Source organism: Devosia sp. Root413D1, from assembly GCF_001425235.1.
Taxonomy (GTDB): domain Bacteria; phylum Pseudomonadota; class Alphaproteobacteria; order Rhizobiales; family Devosiaceae; genus Devosia_A.
Genome location: NZ_LMEA01000012.1, coordinates 478,091 through 499,409, shown reverse-complemented (window position 1 = coordinate 499,409; position 21,319 = coordinate 478,091). Strand labels below are relative to the sequence as shown.

Here is a 21,319-nt window from a genome sequence, read left to right as displayed (position 1 = left end):
ATGGCCGGGATGCCGGTGCGCCACTTGTCGCCGGAACTGCTCGATCAGCTGCCGGCGAGCGATCCCGAGGCGATCGGCTCCCGCCGCGACCTGGCCCGGATCAACGCCATCATGTTTCAGGCGGCGATCATGTGCCGGCGCCTGCGGCGTGACCTGCAGCGGCCGCCGCGACGCATCCTCGAGATCGGCTGCGGCGATGGTGGCTTCATGCTCGCGGTGCTGAAACGCATGCGGCGGCACTGGCCGGGCGGCGAGATCGTGCTGCTCGACCAGCAGGACCTGGTGCCGCCCCCGCGGCTGGGCGCATACGCCGCGCTCGGCTGGCAGGTTGAGACGGTGACCGCCGATGCGCTCGTGTGGATGGAACAGTCCCCGAGCACCGGGTTCGATCTCGTCACCGCCAATCTGTTCCTGCATCACTTTGCCGAGGCCGGGCTGACGCGGTTGCTGGCGGCCGCAGCCCGGCTCGCGCCGGTGTTCGTTGCAACCGAGCCGAGCCGGAACGCTGCCGCACTCGCCGCGACCGGGCTGCTGCGCGCCATCGGCGCCAACGCCGTGACGCTGCACGATGCGGCCGCCAGTGTCCGCGCCGGTTTTGCCGGGCAGGAGCTCTCTCGATTGTGGCCCGGCGGCCAGGCGATGACGGCGCGGGAGGGGACGGTCGGGTTGTTCACCCATATCTTCTCCGCGCGCTCCACACCTCCGGTGCTGCACGATGAGATATGACGCGGTCATCATCGGGGGCGGGCCGTCCGGGGCCTCGGCCGCTATCGCCCTGGCATCCCAGGGGCGCGCCGTCGCCATTGTCGAAAGGAGCGCATTTCCGCGCAACAAGGTGTGCGGCGAGTTCATCTCCCCGGTGAACCTGGCATTGCTCGACCGGCTGGGTGTCGGCGAGCGGGTGCGCGCTCTCGCCGGCCCCGAGATCCGCCGGCTTGCCCTGTTCGCCGCCGGACCGAGCATCGAAGCCCGGATGCCGCGCAGCCAAACCGACGCCTTCGGCCGTGCGCTCGGTCGCGACGTGCTCGACCTGCTGCTGCTCGAGGCGGCCGCGGCGGCGGGGGCCACGCTGCTGCAGCCCTGGCAGGCCACTGCCGCGGTTCGCGACGGCGACGATATGGCCGTCAGCATCGAGCGCTCCGGGGAACGGCGTACCCTGCTGGCGCCGGTGCTTATTGTTGCCCATGGCTCGTGGGAGGCAGGCGGGCTCTCGAGCCAGCCGAGGCGGCCGCACCTCCCGTCGGATTTCCTCGGCTTCAAGGCGCATTTTCGCGGCTCCGCGCTGCCATCCGACCTGATGCCGTTGCTGGCCTTCCCCGGCGGCTATGGCGGCATGGTCTGGGCCGACCAGGGCCGCATGTCGCTCTCGTGCTGCATTCGCCGCGACCGGCTCGATGCCGTCCGGGCGGCACAGCGTGGCTTGCCGGCAGGCGAAGCGGTGTTCCGGCACATTACAGCTGCCTGCCCGAGCGTCGCCGAGGTCCTGCGGGACACCACGCTCGATGGGGGATGGCTGGCCGCCGGTCCGATCCGGCCCGGTATTCGCGACTGCTACGCGCATGACATTTTCAGCGTCGGCAACGTCGCCGGCGAATCCCACCCGATCATTGCCGAAGGCATTTCCATGGCGCTGCAATCGGGCTGGCTGCTGGCATCGGAACTGGCGGGCGTCGCCGAGTGGAGCAGGGCCGGGCGGGAACTCGCCGGGCAACGCTACGCGGCCGCCTGGCACAAGCAGTTTCCGCTGCGCATCCTCACGGCGTCGGTGCTGGCCGGCCTCGCCACCCGCCCGCTCACCGCCGGCCTGATGCACCGCTTCGTCAGCGTCTTCCCGGCGAGCCTGTTCGTCGGCGCGCGGCTCAGCGGCAAGGTTACGCCGGTCCCCGGCATCGGCTGACCAGGTAACCGGCTCAGCCAGGCGCTCGCGCCGTGCTGGCGCGCACCACCAGCACCGGCAGCAACGGGTCTGCCTCGAGCGGCGGCTCGCCGTTGATGCGGACCAGCACCGCCTCGATGCAGCGCCGGCCCAGCGCGGCGAAATCCTGCCGCATGGTGGTGAGCGGCGGGATGAAGTAAGCGGCCTCCGGCACGTCGTCGAAGCCGACCACACTGAACTCCTCGGGGACCCGTCGACCGCTCTCGTGCAGTGCCAGCAGCACCCCCTGCGCCATCCGGTCATTGGCGACGTAGGCCGCGGTGAACTCGCGATTGGCAGCGACCTTGAGGCCCGCGCGATAGCCGCTCGCCGCCGACCAATCCCCCACCACCGGCTCCACCGCCACGAGGCCCGCTTCGCCCAGCGCCTTGCGCCAACCATGGATGCGCGAGTCCGAGACCGTGAACCCCGCAGGGCCGGCGACATGCGCGATCGCGGTGTGTCCGAGTTCGATCAGGTGCCGGGTAGCAAGGCGCGAGCCTTCCACCGAGTCGGTCATGATCGAGGTGTGCTCGCCGGTATCGACCGAGCTGAGCGTCACCACGGGCACATTGTCGAACGACATGAACGCCGCGCTGGCCGAGACGTCCTGCGGCGCAATCATTACGATGCCCTCGACCGCCTGGCTGGCGAGCCGCTGCAGTGCGTCCGAAATGGTGCGGTAGTTGGACTCGGGCAGGCTGACGATCGACACCGCGTAACCCGCTTCCCGGGCCGCCTGCTCGACTGCCCACAGCGCGCTGGCTGGCCCGAAGCTCAGGTAATCGGTAGCCACCACGCCGATGGTGCGCGACCGGCTGGTGGCGAGGGTCCGCGCCGCGATATTGGGCCGGTAGTCGAGGCTGTCGATCGCCTGCAGCACCCGCTGCCGCGTGTCGGCCTTGATGAAGGCGTAGTCGTTCAGCACCCGCGACACCGTCTGCGGTGAGACTCGCGCCAGCCGCGCCACATCCATCATTGTCGGCGCGCGCGCCTTGCTGTCCGGTCGTGCCATCGGCTGCCTTTCGTTATCGCAAACAATATGCACGCCGCCATGCTGACGCAAGCCGGACATCCAGCATCACCAGCGGAAACGACATGATGACTGTCCTTATCGCGATCGTCCGCGAGTCGTATTGACATCAGAATTGTTTGCGCAAACAATTTGCCCCAATGGCGCGACCAACCGCGTCTCCACGAGGGAGTGAGGCGTGGAATCGAAGTCAGGGCTCCGGATCGGGGACCGCATCCTGTTTGGCGCCGCCTATTACCCGGAGTACCAGCCGGTCGAGCGCCTGGCCGAGGATTTCCGCCTGATGCGGGAAGCCGGCTTCAACCTGATCCGCGTCGGCGAGTCGGTGTGGAGCACCTGGGAACCGCGCGAAGGCGAGTTCGAGCTCGAGTGGCTGCAGCCGGTGCTCGATGGCGCCCACGCGCATGGCATCTCGGTGGTGCTCGGCACCCCGACCTACGCCGTGCCGCCCTGGCTGATGCTCAAGCACCCCGAGATCGCGGCGGAACAGAAGACTGGCGTGCGCGTGCCATGGGGCGCCCGGCAGGAGACCGATTGCTCGCATCCGGTATTCCGCCACTATGCCGAGCGCATCATCCGCGCCGTGGTCGGCCGCTATGCTGCCCACCCGGCCGTAGTCGGCTTCCAGGTCGACAACGAGCCCGGCCAGCAGGTGCCGCACAACACCCATGTCTTCTCCGGCTTCAAACGCTGGCTGCTCGAAAAGTACAATGGCGTCGAGGCCATCAACCAGGCCTGGAACCTCACCCATTGGGCACACCGGCTGAACGATATCGACGAGCTGTGGGTGCCCGACGGCAACCACGTGCCGCAATACGATCTGGCCTGGCGGCGCTATCAGGCTGAACTGACCACCGAGTACATCGCCTGGCAGACGGCGATCGTCCGCGAATACGCCACGCCCGACCAGTTCATCACCACCTGCATCGACCCGATGCGGCCTGCGGTCGATGACCGCGCCATCGGCGCCACCGGTGACGTCATCGCCTCCAACCAGTACCTCGCCACCCAGGACCAGCTCGGTCCCGACATCGTCGGCGACTACGCCTTCCCGCCGTCCGGCAGCTGGGCGCCGTTCTTCATTTCCGATCGCACCTGGGCCATCGGCCAGCAGCGCTTCATGGTCACCGAGACCAATGCCACCAGCGTCGGTTTTCCCTGGTTCAACTATCCTGCCTTCGATGGCCAGTGGCGGCAGGTCGCCTGGGCGATGATCGCCCGCGGCGCCCGCGCCGTCGAATATTGGCACTGGCATACCATGCACGGCTCCTGGGAGACATTCTGGGGCGGCGTGCTGCCGCATAGCTTCGTGCCCGGCCGGGTTTACGAGCAGATTGCAGCGCTTGGCCGCGAGATCCAGCGGGCAGGGCAGGCGGTCGAAGGCCTCGTGCCCGACGCGACGACCGGGCTGTTGTTCTCGATGCCCACCCGCTGGGCCTTCGAATACCACCCGCCGATGCAGGACCCGGGCGTCAAACCCGAGAAACAGGGGCCGCCGGATCGCGCCGCCTATGAGCGCATCGTCTATCGCTTCTATGGCGGGCTGAACCGCGCCGGCCATCAGGTCCGGGTGATGCACGCTGCCGATTTCGAGATCACCGATCCCACGATACTCGCGGCCGAACTGCCGGTGCTCGTGGTGCCGGCGCTCTATCTCGCCTCCGACGCGCTGATCGCCAATTTGACCGCCTATGCCGCGGCGGGCGGTCATCTCGTCCTCGGTATCCGCACCGGCTATGCCGACGAGATCGGCCGGCCGAAACTCGACCGGCAGCCAGCCGGCCTCGCTGCCGCCGCCGGCGCCTGGTACGACGAGTTCAGCAACCTGGTGCAGCCGGTCGCCGTCAGCGGCGACATCTCGGGCGCCGCCGAAGGCCTTGTCGAAGGCCTGATCCCCGATGGTGCAACGGTGCTCGCCAGCTATCAGCATCCGCATTTCGGCCGCTGGCCCGCCGCCACTACGCACCGGCACGGCGCCGGCCGCGTCACTTATCTCGGCAGCTTCCCCGACCTCGACCTCGCCGAGTCGCTGGCGCGATGGCTGGCGCCGGATCACCCCTGGGCCGACCAGCTCGTCCCCGGCGCGCTGACCGTCCACGGCGCCACCAATGCCGCGGGCGAGCGGCTGTGGTTCGTGCACAATTTCGGCTGGGAGGCTCGGAGCGTCGCACCCCCGATGCCGGTGGAGGACGTACTGAGCGGCGCGCCGGTCGAGCTGTTGGAACTCGGGCCCTGGGACGTGCGCGTGCTGCGCGAGCGCGGGGCAGGGCGATGAGGGCGGTGTTCCTCCCTGCCAAGGGTTCGGAGTGCTTGGCACCCCCCTCCCCAACCCTCCCCGCAAGGGGGAGGGTGCCCGCCGGTGTGTGGGGCACAACCTCGCCAAGTTCGCCGCCCTGCACCCTCCCCCTTGCGGGGAGGGTTGGGGAGGGGGGCGGGAGCCCGCGAGCTGGCGAGTTCAGCATGGACGGGTGGCAAGATTGACCGCCCCCACCACCCTCCACCGCCCCAAAGCCAAAGCGCGCGCTTCGGTCACCGCCTATCTCTTTCTCGCGCCGTTCATCGCGGTGTTCGCGATCAGCGTGGTGATCCCGCTCGGCTACGCCATCGTCATCAGCTTTTTCAGGAAGCAAATGGTCGGCGGCACGGTGTTCGTCGGGCTCGGCAATTATGTGCGCGCCTTCGGCGATGCGCTGCTGCATGACGGCGTGCTGCGGGTGCTGCTGTTCTTCTTCCTGCAGGTGCCGATCATGCTGGCGGTTGCCATGTTCGTGGCGCTGGCCATCGACAGTGGCCGCCTCGCCGGCAGCCGTATTGTCCGCATCGGGCTGTTCCTCCCCTATGCCGTGCCGGCGGTGGTTGCGGCGCTGATGTGGGGCTACATCTTCGGCGGCCAGTTCGGCCTCGCCGGCCAGGTGTTCGGCTTTTTCGGCGCGACGGCGCCGGATTTCCTCGGCCCCGGGCTGATGCTGGGCAGCGTCGGCAATGTCGTGACCTGGTCGTTCGTCGGCTACAACATGCTGATCTTTTACGCCGCTTTGCGCGCCGTGCCGACCGAGGTCTACGAGGCCGCCGATATCGACGGCGCCGGCGAGTGGCGCAAGGCCTTCTCGATCAAGCTGCCGGCGCTCCGTCGCGCACTGACCCTGGCGCTGATCTTTTCGGTGATCGGCAGCCTGCAGCTCTTCAACGAGCCGAGCATCCTGCAGGCGGTGCGGCCCAGCGTCATCACCACCAACTGGACGCCCAACCTCTATGCCTACAACCTGGCCTTCACCGGCAGCCAGACCAACTATGCCGCGGCCATCGCCGTGATCCTCGGCGGCTTCACCGTCGCCATCGCCTATGTCGTGCAACTCGGCATCGCCCGCCGGGATCGGCTGATCTGATGGCGACGAGCGAGAACACCGGCCTCAAGCCGCGCAAGTCCGTGGTGCTGAGCATCGTCATGTGGATGCTGCTCGCCTATTTCATGCTGCCGCTCTGCTGGCTGCTGGTGAACGCCACCAAGTCCAATGTCGATCTGTTCGCCACTTTCGGCCTCGCCTTCGCGCCGAGCTTTGCGCTGTTCGACAATATCCAGAGCCTCTTCGCCTTCCAGGACGGCATTTTCCTGCGCTGGTTCGGCAACACCGTTCTTTACGCCGTAGTCGGGGCCGGCGGCGCCGCGGTGATCGCCGCGATGGGCGGCTACGCGCTGGCGAAGTTCGATTTCCACGGCCGCCGCGGCGTGCTGATGGCGGTGCTCGGCGCCAGCGCCGTGCCGGGTACGGCGCTCGCCGTCCCCACCTACATGCTGTTCAGCCAGTGGGGCCTGATCAACACCGAGCTGGCGGTGATCATCCCGGCGCTGGCCAGCCCCTTCGGGCTGTTCCTGATGCTGGTCTACGCCCAGGACGCGGTGCCGGACCGTGGGGTTGAGCCTGTGGAACAAGCTCGCCAATGCCGGCGGGGTCAATCTATCGCAGCCGCTCTATCCGCTGGTGATCACCGGCTCGCTCCTCGCGGTGCTGCCGCTGATCGTCGCCTTCCTGTTCCTGCAGCGCCATTGGCAGTCCGGCATCGCCGCCGGCGGGGTCAAGCAATGAGCGCGCTTCCAATCCCCCGCGCCATCCGGCGCGGGGCGCCAACGACGACAACAATGACAAAGGGAGAAGTCATTATGATCGGATTGAAAACCGGCAGCCTTATCCGGGCTGCCCTCGCCGCCGGGATCGCGGCAGCGGCCCTGTTCGCCGGCGCCGCCAACGCCCAGGAGCCGGTCCAGATTACCTTCTGGACCTGGCTGCCCGACATCCAGAAGACCGTCGACCTGTTCGAGGCTGGTCACCCCAACATCAAGGTGAAGGTGGAAAATGTCGGCGTCGGCGCCGACCAGTACACCAAGATCCAGAACGCCGTGGACGCCGGCTCCGGCGGCCCCGACGTCGCCCACATGACCTATGACGCGATCCCCAACTTCGCTCTCACCGGCGCGCTCGCCGATGTCACCAAGCATGGCGGCGAGAGCGTGCGCGAGCTGTTCCTGCCCGGCGTGGTCGGGCTGGTCGACATCAATGGCGGCATCTACGGCATCCCGCAGGATTTTGGTCCGGGCGTGATGTATTACCGCAAGGATGTATTCGATGAAGCCGGCGTCGCGGTGCCGCGCACCTGGGCCGAGTTCGCCGCCGCCGGCGAAGCGATCCACGCCAAGAACCCCGAGCACTTCATCACCTTCATCGATCCGGCTTTGGTCGACGCCGCCTATATGGGGCTGTGGCAGCTCGGTGCCGCGCCGTGGACCCTGGAGGGCGGCACCAACGTGACGCTCGATTTCAACTCCGACAAGGCCAGGCAGTGGGCCGACTACTGGACCGATCTCAACGCCAAGGGGCTGACGATCGAGTCCGTCATGGGTTCGGATGCCTGGTTCAAGCAGTTGGGCGCCGGCCAGATGGCCACCTGGGTGGTCGGGGCCTGGGGCCTCCAGGCGCTCACCGGGGTGCTGCCGCAGAACGAAGGCCTGTGGCGGGTCGCGCCGCAGCCGGTGTGGAACGAGGGCGATGTCGGCACCAGCCAGTTCGGCGGCTCCGGCACGGTGATCCTCGAGCAGAGCGCCAACAAACAAGCGGCGGTCGAGTTCGCGCTGTGGATGAACAGCAGCCCGGAAGGCGTCACCTCGCTGAAGAACGACCAGGGCCTGCTGCCCACCACCAATGCTGCCTGGGAAGACCCAGGATTCCTCGATGAGGAAATCGCCTATCTCGGCGGCCAGAAGGCGCGCCAGATCTTCGCCGAGTCGGCCAAGAACTCGGTGGTCGGCTGGAGCTGGCTGCCGTTCCAGCCGTATGTCGGCAGCGTCTACAAGGACACCGTCGGCCAGGCCATCTCCGGCAAGACCAGCATCGCCGAAGGTTTTGCCGCCTGGCAGAAGCGCATTGCCGAATACGCGACGGAGCAGGGCTTCACCGTCACTGCGAAGTAGGCCGGCACACACACCGGGGCTTCCGCTCCATCGTCTCCCTCCCCTCAGGGCGCTACCGCGTCCCCTTGCGGGGAGGGGACAGGGGTGGGGGTCCGCGCGCACCAGCGTCGCGGTTCTCCCACTCACCTCAGTTCAGTCATTCCCCCTCCCGTTTCACAGGACGGTTCTGCTTTGCCCAAAATTCTGCTGCCCAAGGACTTCACCTTTGGCGTCGCCACCAGCGCCTATCAGATCGAGGGCGCCTGGAACGAGGATGGCAAGGGTCCCTCGATCTGGGACACGTTCACCCAGACCCCCGGCAAGGTGGCAGGCGATGTCTCCGGCAATCGCGGCGTCGAGCACTATCGGCGCTTTCGCGAGGATGTCGCCCTGATGCGCGAGCTCGGCATCGAGAGCTATCGCTTCTCGCTCAGCTGGTCGCGGCTGATGCCCGAGGGAACCGGCCGGGTGAACCATGCCGGCATCGATTTCTACTCGCGGTTGATCGATGAACTGCTGGAGCAGGGCATCGCCCCCAATGTCACGCTCTACCACTGGGACCTGCCGCAGGCGCTCGAGGATCGGGGCGGCTGGGTGACGCGCGACGTCGTCGGCTGGTTCGGCGACTATGCGGCGCTGGTGTTCGACAGCTATGGCGATCGCGTCCGTCGCTGGGCGACGCTCAACGAGCCGATCTCCATCTGGGTAGGGTACGGCATGGGCGCTTTCGCCCCTGGCCGCACCGACGAGAAGGCGGCCCGGCAGGCGATGCACCATGCGCTGCTGGCGCATGGCCGTGGCGTCGAAGCGTTCCGCGCCGCCAGCAGTCCGGGCGAGATCGGCATTGTCCTCGATATCTGGCAGCGCCATCCGGCGACCGACAAACCCGAGGACAAGGCCCTGGCGGCAGAGGACGAGGATAACGGCTTCCGTTTCTTCCTCGATCCGTTGCTCGGCGGCGGCTACAGCGAGCGTCTCACCCAGCGGCTGACCGCCGAGGGCACCATGCCCGAGATCGAGGCCGGCGACCTCGAGCTGATCGCCACGCCGATCGACTATGTCGGGCTCAACGTCTACTCGCGCGTCGTGGTCAGCGCCGAGCACTACAACCCGAAATGGTGGGTCGCCGACGAGTGGCACCCGGGCGGCAACTTCCTCGATAACGGTATGGAGTTCTACCCCAAGGCCGTCTACGACGCGATCGTGATGGTCAAGGCCGACTACGGCTTCGACCGCCCGATCTTCATTACCGAGAACGGCGTTTCCGACGGCAGGACTTTGGCCGATCCACTGCAGGACGATGAGCGCATCGCCTATGTCGGGGCCTTCCTCGAATGGATCGCAAGGGCGATCGACGAGGGGGCCGACGTGCGCGGCTACTACCTCTGGTCGCTGCTCGACAACTACGAATGGGCCGCCGCCTACACCCAGAAATTCGGCATCGTCCACGTCGACCTCGACACCATGCAACGGACGCCCAAGGCGTCGGCGCTGTGGTACCGCGATGTGATCAAGCGGCGCGGGGTTTAGTGGAGGGGCAAGCTCCAGCCGCTCGTCGCTTCGCTCCGATCGCGCAACCCCATGGGTATGCAGAAGTGTGTCGTGCGGTTTTGTCGATGCCACCGCTTTCGATGACTTGTACGGTGTAGATCATCTTTGTTGCTGTTTAGCGTGTTCTCTCGCAGACGGGGGACGTGGTAATGCATGCAGTGCTAGCTGCACCGGCAGTTTATCTTGGTCGCTGCCGTAATCACATTGTCCCGGATTGGCTCGAACTGGGATAGAGGATAAGATGCTGCCATCGGGACGCCTCTGACAAGGAGATGCTCGATGGGGGATATACATGACATTGCGACTGTTTGTGGCTCTAGGTTCTTGCGCGCTTGCGGCGTGGGTCACCGAATCGGCTGCCGGTCCGGCGCTTTGGAGCGGGCCTTATGTGGGCGCGTTCGTTGGCTACGGCATCGGCAACGAGCACATGCTGTACGATACCGTCACTTTTGAAGACGATCCCACCACCCCAGCGCCAGACCTGATTGTGGTCACTCACCATCGAGGTGGAGTTGACGATCAGGACATCAACGGGCTGCTGTTTGGCGGGGTGGTAGGGTTTGACGCGTCCCTGTCGGAAGTGTTGATCGCTGGAATAGCGGCCGATATCGCTGTCAACAACGTCGAAGCGTCGGGAGGCGGGGAACTGACCTATCCCTATCGTATCGGGCTGGACTGGCACGCCTCTCTGCGGGGGAGGATCGGGCTCGTTGACGGCAACTACCTGCCATACTTCACCGGAGGGCTGGCTCTTGGCGGTGGTTCCTATGAGGAAGGGCCACGAAGGGCCGATGCAACCCACCTTGGGTGGACCCTTGGCGCTGGAATTGAAGCCGCGATCTCGGACAAAACCTCGATTGACGCGCAGTACCGGTATTCCGACTACGGGCTTCGCACCTACGTCGTTCCGGGTGAAGGCGACTTTGATCTCGGATATGTCACTCATACCGCGACAATCGGCGTGAACTGGCACTTCTAGAGTAGCGCACGAGCCACGTGGAAACCCCCGCGACACGCCTAAACAGGTTTGTCTCAGGAGGCTTCCAACTGCGAGATCGGGACTGCGACGCCCGTCGTCTGAGCTTCCGGGCCCTCACTCGGTCTGCGCGATCGGAGCGACAGCTCGCCGACAGGCCCTACTGCTCCACCCCAGCCGCCTCGCGCACGAAGTATTCCGGATGCGCCGAGCGGATCACGTCGAGTTCGTGCATCACCGAGGCGAGGTGCACGGTCATGCTTTCGTCGGCGCCCTTGGCGTCGTGCGCCTGCAGTCGCGCCAGGATTTCCTCGTGCTCGCCGACGATAAAATACATGTGCTCCTGGCTGAGCAGCGACAGCCGGCGGATGCGGTCCATGTGGAACTTGGCTTCGCGCACATCGTCCCAGATCGTCTCGAACCCGGCTGCCTTGGCGATCAGGGAGTGGAACCGGTCATCCGACTGCAGAAAGTCCTGGTCGTCGCCAAGCCCGGCAAAGGTCTGCTGCAGGACGATCTCGCGCTTGAGGAGCGCCGCGATTTCCGGCGTCAGCCGCTCGGCGGCAAGCCGGGCGAGCGGGCGCTCCAGCGCCTCGCGGATGAATCGCGATTTGGCGATCAGGTTCTCGCTGAGCGGCGAAACGATGGTGCCGCGCTGCGGCAGGATTTCCACCAGCCCGCGCCGTGCCAGCCTGGCGAAGGCCTCGCGCACCGGCGTGCGGCTGACCCCGAACTCGGCGGCGAGCCGCGCTTCGGAGAGTTCCTGGAACGGCGGCAGCTGCATGTCGAGGATCTGCTGCATCAGCCGGTCATAGACCTGGCTTGCCATCGAGCCGCCATCCTGCCGCGTGCCGTAGCTGGCTTCGCTTCCGAACTCCGCCGCCGCCGATCTCCCCTTGGGGGCTTTCATGGTCGTTCCGCCGTCATTTGGTCCCCAGTTGCAATCCTGCCATGAAGTACTTCCGCAAGGCGATGAACAGCAAGACCGTGGGGATACTCGAAATCAGCGTCGCGGTAATCACCACATTGGGCCCGAGCGTCGAATAGGTGCCCTGCAGCGATTGCAGCGCCACCATGATCGAGCGCACCTCGATGCCGTTGGCGAGGATCGAGGAAAACAGCAGGTCGTTCCAGATGAAGGTGAATTGTAGCAGGAACAGCGCGATCAGCGGGCCCATCGCATTGGGCACGATCATCGAGGTGAACACCCGCCACTCGCTGGCCCCTTCGATCCGCGCCGCCTCGTCGACCTCGCGGGTGATGGAGGAGAAGGAGTTACGCAGCACCAGCAGCGGGAAGGGGATGCAGATCGCCACATAGACCAGCAGCATGCCGAACCAGGTGTTGACCAGTCCAAGCCGCTGATAACCGAACAGCAGCGGCACCAGGTACATCTGGAACGGGAACAGCGTGCCGGTGAAGATCAGCATGAACCAGCCGTTCGACCCGAGCAGGTGCAGCCGGGTCATGCCGTAGGCCGCCGCCGCGGCAAACGACACCGACAGCACGGCGCCGACCAGTGCGTAGCTGAACGAGTTCATCGCCGCCTGGCCGAGGTTGGCGATGGTCCAGGCCTGCACCACGTTGTCGGCGAGCGGCGCGAGGCTGTCCGGCAGCTCCAGCACACCCTTCTTGGCGTATTCCTCGGAGGTCTTGAAGATGGTGACGAACAGGTAATAAAGCGGCGTCAGGTAGGCGATGGTGAGCGCCAGGATCGGGAGCACCAGCCAGCGGCCGCCCTGGCGCTGCGTGCGCTTTTCCTTGGCGATCAGGCCCGAGATAAACGCCTTGTCGGTGATGTCGACTGCCATGATCTGCCTACCGGATGTTCTTGCTGACGCGCGCCTGCACCACGGCGAGCAGCGCGCTGACGGTGATCACCATGGCGCCCAGCACCACGGCGACGGCCGAGCCATAGGCCCAGGCGCCGTTGGAGAAGCTCTCGTAATACATGTAGACCGCCAGGGAGAGCGTGCGCTTGCCGGGGAACGAGGTCGCCATCACCCAGAGCAGGTCGAAGGTGGTGAAGCCCGCGGCAACATTGAGAATGGTCACCACCAGCACCGTCGGCAGCAGCAGCGGCCAGACGATGTGGCGGAAAATCTGGAAATTCGATGCGCCATCGACCCGCGCCGCTTCGATCGGGTCCTTGGGGATCGCAGCAAGCCCGAGCAACAGCAGCACCATGGTGATGCCGACGGTCTGCCAGACGAAGGTGACGATCACCGAGCCGGTGATGGTCGCCGGGTCGTAGAGCCAGCCGAAATCGAACGGCGTGCCGGTGATCCCGGAGACAGCCGAGTTGAGCACCCCGCGCGGCGCGTAGACATAGTACCAGATGGCGGCGACCGCGGTCGGCGCCAGCACGCGCGGCAGGAAGAACAGGCTCTTGAAGGTTTCCTGGAACGGGATGTTGCGCAAGAGCAGCGCCAGCCCGAGGCCCACCGCCAGCGGGAACACCACGGCGCCGACCACCCAGACCGCGGTATTGGCCAGCGCTTCCGAAAAGTACGGCAGGCGGAACAGCCGCGCGTAGTTATTGAAGCCGGCGAACTGGTCGAGCCCGGTAAACTTCTGCCACTTGGTGAAGCTCAGGATGACGTTGAACACCACCGGCGTCAGCAGGAACAGCGTCACCATGAGCACCGCCGGGGCGATGAACAGCCAGGCGATGCGGGTCTGCTGCCAGGCGACCCGCCGCTCGCGCTGGCGCGCTTCCTTCAACACTTGCGGCGAGAGCAGGGCCGAGGCGGTGGCGATCATCCGAGACGCTCCAATCGAAGGACCGGCCGCGCCCGAAAGCGCGACCGGCTGGGAGGAACCTGCTTACTTGCTGGCCCAGTAGTCGGCGTTGATGGTCTGCATGGTCTTCATCGACTCGGCCGCCTGTTCGGGGGTCGGGTTGAACATGAAGGCGCCCATGGCCGCGACCAGGTCGCCCTGGATCTGCGACGGTACGGCTTCCCACCAGCGCACCAGCGCCCGCGGCTTGGCGGCGGCCACCATGTCCTTGTTGGCCTGGATGGTGGCGTTCGGCGCGGCAGCCTTGAGGTTGCCGTTATAGACCTGGATCTTGGTTCCGAGCGCGTTCGAGGCATCGACGCCCATCATCGACTGCACGGCCTTGGCGAGTTCGGGGTTGGCATCGAGCGCTGCCTTCGAGACGACGATCGGCGAGGCTTCGACGATCACCGACTGCTGCACATCCGGCGACAGCGACGGCATCAGGAAGGTCTTGAAGTCCTTGCCCGGCTCCATCCCGGCTTCGGCGAACGAGCCCGAGTGCCAGTCGCCGATCAGATACATGGCGGCCGTGCCATCGACGAAGAACTTCTGGTCGTCCTGCTCGCGCGGATCGGTGAAGTAGCCCTTGGCGTACATCTCGCCCCACACCTTGAAGGCGTTCTGCACGGCCGGACCGTCATAGGGCACTGTACCGTCGGTCAGCCCGACAAAGGCGTCCGGATCGCCGCCCAGCACCAACTGGCTGAACCAGATGAACGGCATCCAGCCGCCCGAGGTCGGGCCGTTGAACGGGGTGTAGCCCGCCGCCTTCAGCTTGTCGGCGTCGGCCATCAGCTCTTCCCAGGTGGTGGGAGGGGCCGCGATGCCGGCCTTCTCGAAGGCCGCAGTATTGTAGAACACCACCCAGTTGGCGACGTTCAGCAGCACGCCGTACGGCTTGCCGTCGACGCTGACCAGTTCGCGCTGCGCTTCGGAATAGTCGCCATTGGCGATGGCGGCATCCCAGTTGGCGCTGAGGTCGGCGGGAATGCCCGTCGCCACCAGGTCGCTCAGCTGCTGGCCGTTCCACCAGGTGAAGAACGCCGGGGCATTATTGCCGGCGATCGAGGTCTGCATATAGGCCTGATACTTGTCGGTCGGGGTGATGTCCTGCACCGTGACCTTGACGCCCGCGGCGGTGCCGGCGGCGTCCATCATCGCGGTGATGCCCGGATTCCACTCGGTCTTGTCCGAGTTGAGGATCAGGTCCTGAGCATACGCGGTGCCCGCCGACAGTACGGCGGCAAGGCCCGCTGCTGTAAAAGTCCTTAGTAACGACATGTCTCTCTCCCTTGTCGTTGTTCCCGCTGCGCCTTAGCGGAGCAGCGAATTCTGGCTTTCGTTGTCGAAGACGTGGACGCGCGCGCCGTCGATGCGGAACCGCACCTGCTGGTTGGGCTCAAGGGCGCGTGGGTGCTGCATGCGTGCGACGATCTCGGTCCCGCCGAGCTCGGCAAACAGCAGGCTTTCGTTGCCGAGCATCTCGGCGAAACTCACTTCGGCGCTGAAATCGGCGCCCAACTCCGGTCGCGTGCCGTGCCCTTCCGGCACGATATCCTCGGGCCGGATGCCCAGCGTCACCGCCGTACCCGCTGCCGGCAGCTTGAAGCGGTCCGCCGGCACCGGGACATTGAGCCCGGCGGCGCGGATGGTGTTGCCTGGGCCGACCTCGGCCTTCAGCATGTTCATCGACGGCGCGCCCATGAAACCGGCAACGAAGATATTGGCCGGGCGCTCGAACACCTCGAGCGGCGTGCCGATCTGCGCCACGCGGCCGTCGTTCAGCACCACGATCTTGTCGGCCAGCGTCATCGCTTCGACCTGGTCGTGCGTCACGAACACCACCGTCGCGCCGAGCTGGCGCTGCAGCCGTTTGATCTCGATGCGGGTCTGGTTGCGAAGCTTGGCGTCGAGGTTGGAAAGCGGTTCGTCAAACAGGAACACTTTTGGCTCGCGCACCATGGCGCGGCCGATGGCGACGCGCTGCCGCTGCCCGCCGGAGAGCTGGCTCGGCCGGCGATCCATATAGGGGTCGAGCCCCAGCATCTTCGCCGCCTCGCCGCGGCGCCGGGCGATCTCGACCTTCGGCACGCCGCTGATACGAAGCCCGAAGCCGAGATTGTCGGAGACGCTCATGTGCGGATAGAGCGCGTAGGACTGGAACACCATCGAGATGCCGCGATCCCGCGACGGCAGGTCGTTGACCAGCTTGCCGTCGATCTTCAACTCGCCATGCGAGATGGTTTCGAGCCCGGCGATCATCCGCAGGATCGTCGATTTGCCGCAGCCGGAGGGCCCGACCAGCACCACGAAAGTGCCGTCCTCGATGTCGAGGTCGACGCCCTTGATGGCGACGAACTCGCCGTAGATCTTGATGATATCCCGGAGGGTAACGGTTGCCATGGCGCCTCTTATCGTCCGGCTGGGTCGGCGTAGCGCATCTCGGGCTGGATCGAGTACCAGTCCGGGCGCTGCGGATCGCGGTCATAGGTGTAGCCGCCGACCTCGCGGTAATAGGCGGCGTATTGGGCGAGCTTGTCGCGGTCGACCTCGACGCCGAGCCCCGGCCCCTTGGGCAGCGCGATCTCGCCGTCGATATATTTGAGCTTGCCGCCGACGATGATGTCGTCGAGCAGGTGGTGGTAATGCGCGTCGGCGGCAAAGCTCATGTTGGGCAGCGCTGCGCCGAGATGCAGCATCGAGGCAAGCTGGATGCCGAGCTCGCCCGAAGAATGGACGCTGGCGCCGAACTGGAAGGTTTCGAGGACCTGGCCCGCCTTGTAGGCCTGCCGCAACCCGCCCCAGAACGTCGTGTCGAGGAGGATCACATCCACCGCGTCATGCTTGATGCAGGCGGCGAGCTGCTCGAAATTCACCACCACGGTGTTGGTGGCGGTAGGGATGGAAATCCGGTCGCGCAACCGCCGCATCCCCTCGAGCCCGAAGCATGGGTCCTCGAAATAGTCGTTGCGGATGTGCTCGATTTCCTTGGCCACCCAGATCGACTCCTCGACCGACCACACCGAATTGGGGTCGAGCCGGAAGCGGTCGCCGGGGAGCGCCTCGGCAATCGCCGAGAACACTTCGACGTCATGCTCTGGAGCGAACACGCCGCCCTTCAGCTTGTGCGACTTGAAGCCATGCAGTTGCTTCTGCCGCTTGGCCTCGGCCACCAGCGCGTCGGCCGAAAACTCGTCGCCAAACCCCTGCTCTTCGTTGCCGTAGCGATAGAACAGGTAGCTCGCGAACGGGATCGACTCGCGCAGCGCCCCGCCGATCAGGTCGCAGGCGCGGATGCCCAGCGCCTTGCCGGCCACGTCCATGCAGGCCATTTCCAGTGCCGCATGCAGCTGCATGCGTGAATTGTAGAGGCTCGCCACCGGGTTCATGATCTTCCAGCGCAGCTGCTCGAGCTGCAGCGGGTCATGCCCCTTCAGGTAAGGCAGCAGCCCTTTGACCGCCGCTTCGGCGCTCTCGCCGCCGCCGCCGAGCTCACCCCAGCCGGAAATCCCTTCGTCCGTCACCACCTCGACGATGGTGCGCACGAACCGCCCCCAATGGGCGCCCGACGCATGCCGCAGCGGCGCCTCGAGCGGCACGGCGACGGTGGTGGCCTTGATGTCGACAATCTTCATTCGGGTGCAGCTTTCGGCGTTTCGAACGGGCAGGGCGGTGGTTGGCTGATCGATCCGGGTGCTGCTTTTGTCGCATCCCGCATCGATGTCGTCCGCCCTTGCCAAGACGTTGTAGGTCTACCATACTAGTTGTGTCAATTGCCCTCGATCCTGTTCCAAACGAACGGGCTTGGCAAGCGTTGATCGGGCGCGAGGGGGCAATGACGGGGAAAGCGGGAGGGACGTCGTGCCGATTTACGCATTCACCGGGAGCCTGACCCGTGCCATGCCGCAATACGGCGCGGCCAATGGCGCGGGCATTTCCCGGCTGAGCTTCGACGACGAAACCGGCCGGCTGAGTGCAGTGGATCTGGTCGGCGGCGTCGACGACACCGCCTGGCTGGTGACCGACGCGGCGCGTGGCCGGCTCTATTCGACTTGCGAGATCACCGGCACCCGCGAGAGCGCTATCGCCGCCTACGCCGTGGAGGCGGGCGGCTTGCGGCTGATCAACCGCCAGCCGACGCGCGGCAACGAGGCCTGCCACGCCAGCCTCTCGACCGACGGAAAATTCCTGCTGGTCGCCAACTACAATGGCGCCAACCCCGAGGGCTGGCCCGACGCGGCGCTCAGCGTCTTTCCCATCGCCAGCGACGGCTCGCTCGGCGCCGCCGTCGCCAGTGTCCGCCATACCGGCAGCGGTCCCAACGCGGCGCGCCAGACCACCGCACACGCCCACTGTGTCGTCCCGGCACCGGCAGGGGACATCGTCTATGTCGCCGATCTCGGCATCGACAGGCTCGTTGCCTACAGGCTCGGCGCCGATGGCAGTTTGAGCCCCGAGCCGTCTCGCGATTTTACGCTGCCGCCCGGTCTCGGCCCGCGCCACCTGGTGTTCTCGGCCGATGGCAGCGCCATCTTCATGGTCAGCGAACTGATCCCCACCGTGGTCAGCGTCGCCGTCGACCCGGCAACCGGCGCCCTGACCCAGCGCGACAGCTTCACCATCCCCTCGCTCGATGGCGGCATCGTCCAGCCATCAGGCATCGTGCTCAGCGCCGATGGCCGGCACCTGTTCGTCGGCTTGCGCGTCTGCAACGACATCCTGGCGCTCGGCATCGACGACGCCACCGGCAAGCTCACCCAGACCGGCCGCCGGCCGAGCGGCGGCACGACGCCGCGTGATCTCGCCTTCTCACCCTCGGGCCGGCACCTCGTGGTCGCCAACCAGGATTCCGATCGGCTGACGGTGTTCGCCGTCGATCACGCCACCGGCACCCTGTCCGAACCCCTGCAGCACTTCGATGTCGGCACGCCGATGTCGGTCAAACTCGCCGCCTTCTAGGCGGCTCCCTCTTCACCCCGTTCATCAGAGCCACCCATGATCAACGAAATCCTCTTCGTCCATCACAGCCATACCGACATCGGCTACACCCATCCGCAGCCGGTGGTGATGGAGCTGCACCGCCGCTTCATCGACGAGGCGCTCGATATCGCCGAGCGCACGGCCGATTACCCCGACGACGCCAAGTTCCGCTGGACCTGCGAGGTCACCGGCGGAACCATGGATTGGTGGGTGCACGCCGGGAATGCCGACCGCGACCGCTTCCTCGCCGCGGTGAAGCGCGGGCAGATCGAAGTCGCCGGCATGGGTTGGCACATGACCCCGCTGATGGACCATTCCATGGTCCTCGATGTGCTGAAGCCGCTGAAATTCTTCCGCGAGCTCGGCATCCCGGTGCGCTCGGCGATGAACACCGACGTCAACGGCCTGCCCTGGGGTGTGGTCGATGCGCTGCTCGACCATGGCATCACCGGCATCTCGATGGCCATCAACGAGCACTATGGGCATGCGCTGAAGCCCTGGCCGCGCGCCTTCAACTGGCAGGCGCCGGGCGGCCGCAGCATCACCGCCTATAACGGCTTCATCTACGGCGTGACCTCGGATCGCAGCCTGCAGATTCCGACCAACATGGAAGAGGCCCGGGCCCGGGTGCCGCGCTGGGCCAGAAAGTGGGAGGCGACCGGCTATCCGCACCCCTTCCTGATGATGCAGATCACCAATGTCCGCTACCACGACAACGGCTCGCCGCAGGCGGCGCTGCCCGATTTCATCCGTAACTTCAATGAAGGCAACGCCTCGACCGGCGGCATCAAGCTCCGGCTCGGGACGATCAGCGAGTTCTTCGACCGCGTCCGCCAGCAGCCGGCCGAGACGATGCAGACGCTGCGCGGCGATTGGACCGACTGGTGGAATTTCGGCGCCGGCTCCACGGCGCACGAAACCGCCCAGGCGATGCGCGGCCAGCGCGATCTCGATGCCGCCACCGGCCTCGACGCCTGGCACCCGAGCGAAGCGCCGCGCCGCCGTGCCATGCTGCACGACGTCGCCCGCAAGGGTTTGGCGCTCTATGCCGAGCACACCTGGGGCGCCGACCGCTCGATCACCCAGCCATACTCGCCCGAAACCCGCACCCAGCAGCTGCTGAAGCTCGCGACCGTCGCCGAAGGCGCCAGCGTCGCCCGCATGCTGCGCCGCGATGGGCTCGAACGCCTCGGCATCGAAGCCGGCGGCGACGAGCCGACGCTACTGGTCTACAACCCGCACGGCTTTGCGGTGAAGCAGTCGGTGCGGCTGCCTTACCTGCCGCCGATGACAGATGCGCCCGATCCCAAGCGCGGCTTCGGGCTCGAGGATCTGGTTCCCACCGGTCCCTCGTCGCACCGCATCCAGCGCCAGGACGTGGTGACCTCCGACCTGCCCGAGCATGGCGCCTATTACACCGCGCCGATCGAGATCCCCTCGCTGAGCTACATCACCATCCCGGCCGCCAAGGCCGCCGTGATGCCCAATGGCAAGCTCTCGGCCAGGGATGGCGTGCTCTCCAACGGCCGCCTCGTGGTCACTTTCGATGCTGCCGGCGGGCTGACCTCGCTCAAGCTCGACGGCACCGAATATGCCGGCGGCGCCACCGAGCATCTGAAGTTCGGCGTGCCGGTGCTTGAGCGCGTCGCCTCCGGCATCCGTACCGACATGTTCGGCCAGCCCGATCTCGAGTCGCCTGACTGGCACCTCGCCTGGCATCGCGACTGGCAGGCCGAGCGCTTCGACGGCAAGCTGGTCGGCAGCAGCGAGGCGGTCGAGCGCGGCAATGCCCGCATTGTCCAGAGCTTCGAGCTGCCCAATGGCGACAAGGTCGACGTGCTCTACCGCCTCGTCGGTGATGAACCGGTGCTGCATGTCGAGGCCACGGTCAAGAAGCAACCGCTCGTCGAACCGCACGCCATCTACCTGCCCATGCCGACGGCGCTCGCCGCGGGCTGGGACGCCCATTACGAGACTGGCGGCGCCGTCGCCAAGCTCGACGACGAGCAACTGCCCTATGCCAGCCGGCACTACATCACCGCGCAGCGCTTCATCCGCATCGGCGATGCCAAGTCCGAGGTGACGGTCGCCTGCCCGGATGCGCCGCTCTGGCAGGTGGGCGGTTACACGTTCGGCCGCTTCGGCGATCCGGATGGCCGCGTCACCCGCGAACGCCCGAGCCTGGTTGCCTGGCTCACCAACAACTACTGGAGCACCAATTTCCAGGCCGACCAGGGTGGCCAGACCAAGTACCGCTTTACGGTGGTGCCGGCGCCGCGTCGTGAGCTCGGCGCCTCGGCCCAGGCGGCGCTGAGCTACGCCCAGCCGCTGGCGACCCACGCCTACGCCGAACGCGGACCGGTCCGTAGCACGGCGGCGAGCCTGCTGACGTTGGACCTCGGCACGGCCCTGCTCACCCGGCTGGAAGCCGACGGCAACGGCGTGGCGATCACCGTGCTCAACCCCGGTGATGTCGAAGTGCAAGCAAAGGTCGGGGCCGGCAGTTTCAAGCCCGGCAAGGCCAGCCGCACGCCGCTCTCGGGTGGCGCCGGCGAAGCCCTGCCGGTGACCGGTGGCGCGGTCGCCTTCACCATCGCGCCGCGCGCCTGGACCCGCATCGCCCTGAGCTAAATCTAC

General features: G+C 66.3%; 16 protein-coding genes. 9 read left to right on the top strand and 7 right to left on the bottom strand.

Translation table 11 applies throughout. The annotated features are described in order from the left end of the window. Positions 1-9 precede the first annotated feature (9 nt). Together ASC89_RS24690 and ASC89_RS24685 are read left to right on the top strand one after the other, a co-directional pair. Complete coding sequence (locus ASC89_RS24690) at positions 10-726, top strand: trans-aconitate 2-methyltransferase (RefSeq protein ID WP_244488539.1); 717 nt, start codon at positions 10-12, stop codon at positions 724-726. After that, positions 716-1,897, top strand: coding sequence for an NAD(P)/FAD-dependent oxidoreductase (locus tag ASC89_RS24685; protein WP_056002970.1), 1,182 nt, complete (start codon positions 716-718; stop codon positions 1,895-1,897). Before ASC89_RS24690 ends, ASC89_RS24685 begins: the two co-directional genes overlap by 11 nt. 13 nt (positions 1,898-1,910) lie before the next feature. Here the strand turns inward: ASC89_RS24685 and ASC89_RS24680 are convergent, their stop codons facing one another. Further along, complete coding sequence (locus tag ASC89_RS24680) at positions 1,911-2,930, bottom strand: LacI family DNA-binding transcriptional regulator (protein WP_056002967.1); 1,020 nt, start codon at positions 2,928-2,930, stop codon at positions 1,911-1,913. Between the two features lie 196 nt (positions 2,931-3,126). Between ASC89_RS24680 and ASC89_RS24675 the strand changes: the two genes are divergently transcribed. The 5 genes from ASC89_RS24675 (at position 3,127) to ASC89_RS24655 (ending at position 10,921) form a co-directional block, all read left to right on the top strand. Continuing rightward, a complete protein-coding gene (locus ASC89_RS24675; protein WP_056002964.1) occupies positions 3,127-5,223 on the top strand; it encodes a beta-galactosidase in 2,097 nt (698 codons plus the stop codon). A gap of 202 nt (positions 5,224-5,425) precedes the next feature. Then, the gene (locus ASC89_RS24670) at positions 5,426-6,334 is read left to right on the top strand and encodes a carbohydrate ABC transporter permease (RefSeq protein WP_200940481.1); all 909 of its coding nucleotides are present in this window, start codon (positions 5,426-5,428) and stop codon (positions 6,332-6,334) included. Beyond that, positions 6,334-8,412 carry an extracellular solute-binding protein gene (locus ASC89_RS28850; RefSeq protein WP_056002958.1) on the top strand — a complete coding sequence of 693 codons (2,079 nt, stop codon included), beginning with the start codon at positions 6,334-6,336 and terminating at the stop codon, positions 8,410-8,412. Before ASC89_RS24670 ends, ASC89_RS28850 begins: the two co-directional genes overlap by 1 nt. Positions 8,413-8,583: 171 nt before the next feature. Continuing rightward, entirely contained in the window at positions 8,584-9,921 is a 1,338-nt protein-coding gene (locus tag ASC89_RS24660; protein ID WP_082533573.1) for a GH1 family beta-glucosidase, read from the top strand. Between the two features lie 313 nt (positions 9,922-10,234). Further along, on the top strand, positions 10,235-10,921 hold the full coding sequence (locus ASC89_RS24655) for an outer membrane protein (RefSeq protein ID WP_056002956.1): 687 nt from the start codon (positions 10,235-10,237) through the stop codon (positions 10,919-10,921). Positions 10,922-11,078: 157 nt separating this feature from the next. Here ASC89_RS24655 and ASC89_RS24650 read toward each other — a convergent pair whose 3' ends face one another. The 6 genes from ASC89_RS24650 to ASC89_RS24625 all read right to left on the bottom strand — a co-directional run bounded on the left by ASC89_RS24650 (position 11,079) and on the right by ASC89_RS24625 (position 17,337). Further along, positions 11,079-11,828 carry a GntR family transcriptional regulator gene (locus ASC89_RS24650; protein WP_056002953.1) on the bottom strand — a complete coding sequence of 250 codons (750 nt, stop codon included), beginning with the start codon at positions 11,826-11,828 and terminating at the stop codon, positions 11,079-11,081. Between the two features lie 13 nt (positions 11,829-11,841). Next, positions 11,842-12,729 (bottom strand): carbohydrate ABC transporter permease, encoded by an 888-nt coding sequence (locus ASC89_RS24645; protein WP_056002950.1) that lies wholly within the window; start codon positions 12,727-12,729, stop codon positions 11,842-11,844. A 7-nt stretch (positions 12,730-12,736) separates the two neighbouring features. Next, positions 12,737-13,681 (bottom strand): carbohydrate ABC transporter permease, encoded by a 945-nt coding sequence (locus ASC89_RS24640; RefSeq protein WP_055885744.1) that lies wholly within the window; start codon positions 13,679-13,681, stop codon positions 12,737-12,739. Between the two features lie 63 nt (positions 13,682-13,744). Next, a complete protein-coding gene (locus tag ASC89_RS24635; protein ID WP_055885740.1) occupies positions 13,745-14,983 on the bottom strand; it encodes an ABC transporter substrate-binding protein in 1,239 nt (412 codons plus the stop codon). A gap of 33 nt (positions 14,984-15,016) precedes the next feature. Then, positions 15,017-16,105 carry an ABC transporter ATP-binding protein gene (locus tag ASC89_RS24630; protein ID WP_056002947.1) on the bottom strand — a complete coding sequence of 363 codons (1,089 nt, stop codon included), beginning with the start codon at positions 16,103-16,105 and terminating at the stop codon, positions 15,017-15,019. 8 nt (positions 16,106-16,113) lie between these two features. Then, a complete protein-coding gene (locus tag ASC89_RS24625) occupies positions 16,114-17,337 on the bottom strand; it encodes an enolase C-terminal domain-like protein (protein WP_056002944.1) in 1,224 nt (407 codons plus the stop codon). A 226-nt stretch (positions 17,338-17,563) separates the two neighbouring features. On the opposite strand from ASC89_RS24625, the gene ASC89_RS24620 reads away from it, so the two are divergent. Together ASC89_RS24620 and ASC89_RS24615 are read left to right on the top strand one after the other, a co-directional pair. Then, positions 17,564-18,661 carry a lactonase family protein gene (locus ASC89_RS24620; protein ID WP_056002941.1) on the top strand — a complete coding sequence of 366 codons (1,098 nt, stop codon included), beginning with the start codon at positions 17,564-17,566 and terminating at the stop codon, positions 18,659-18,661. A 36-nt stretch (positions 18,662-18,697) separates the two neighbouring features. Then, positions 18,698-21,313 (top strand): hypothetical protein, encoded by a 2,616-nt coding sequence (locus ASC89_RS24615; RefSeq protein WP_056002938.1) that lies wholly within the window; start codon positions 18,698-18,700, stop codon positions 21,311-21,313. Positions 21,314-21,319 lie beyond the last annotated feature (6 nt).

Excerpts from the sequence above, each read along its gene's own strand:
- ASC89_RS24615 (WP_056002938.1), top strand. The coding sequence starts at position 18,698 with ATGATCAACGAAATCCTCTTCGTCCATCACAGCCATACCGACATCGGC.
- ASC89_RS28850 (WP_056002958.1), top strand. The coding sequence starts at position 6,334 with ATGGCGACGAGCGAGAACACCGGCCTCAAGCCGCGCAAGTCCGTGGTG.
- ASC89_RS24640 (WP_055885744.1), bottom strand. The coding sequence starts at position 13,681 with ATGATCGCCACCGCCTCGGCCCTGCTCTCGCCGCAAGTGTTGAAGGAA.
- ASC89_RS24625 (WP_056002944.1), bottom strand. The coding sequence starts at position 17,337 with ATGAAGATTGTCGACATCAAGGCCACCACCGTCGCCGTGCCGCTCGAG.
- ASC89_RS24690 (WP_244488539.1), top strand. The coding sequence starts at position 10 with ATGCCGGTGCGCCACTTGTCGCCGGAACTGCTCGATCAGCTGCCGGCG.
- ASC89_RS24685 (WP_056002970.1), top strand. The coding sequence starts at position 716 with ATGAGATATGACGCGGTCATCATCGGGGGCGGGCCGTCCGGGGCCTCG.
- ASC89_RS24645 (WP_056002950.1), bottom strand. The coding sequence starts at position 12,729 with ATGGCAGTCGACATCACCGACAAGGCGTTTATCTCGGGCCTGATCGCC.
- ASC89_RS24650 (WP_056002953.1), bottom strand. The coding sequence starts at position 11,828 with ATGAAAGCCCCCAAGGGGAGATCGGCGGCGGCGGAGTTCGGAAGCGAA.
- ASC89_RS24655 (WP_056002956.1), top strand. The coding sequence starts at position 10,235 with ATGACATTGCGACTGTTTGTGGCTCTAGGTTCTTGCGCGCTTGCGGCG.
- ASC89_RS24680 (WP_056002967.1), bottom strand. The coding sequence starts at position 2,930 with ATGGCACGACCGGACAGCAAGGCGCGCGCGCCGACAATGATGGATGTG.
- ASC89_RS24630 (WP_056002947.1), bottom strand. The coding sequence starts at position 16,105 with ATGGCAACCGTTACCCTCCGGGATATCATCAAGATCTACGGCGAGTTC.
- ASC89_RS24635 (WP_055885740.1), bottom strand. The coding sequence starts at position 14,983 with ATGTCGTTACTAAGGACTTTTACAGCAGCGGGCCTTGCCGCCGTACTG.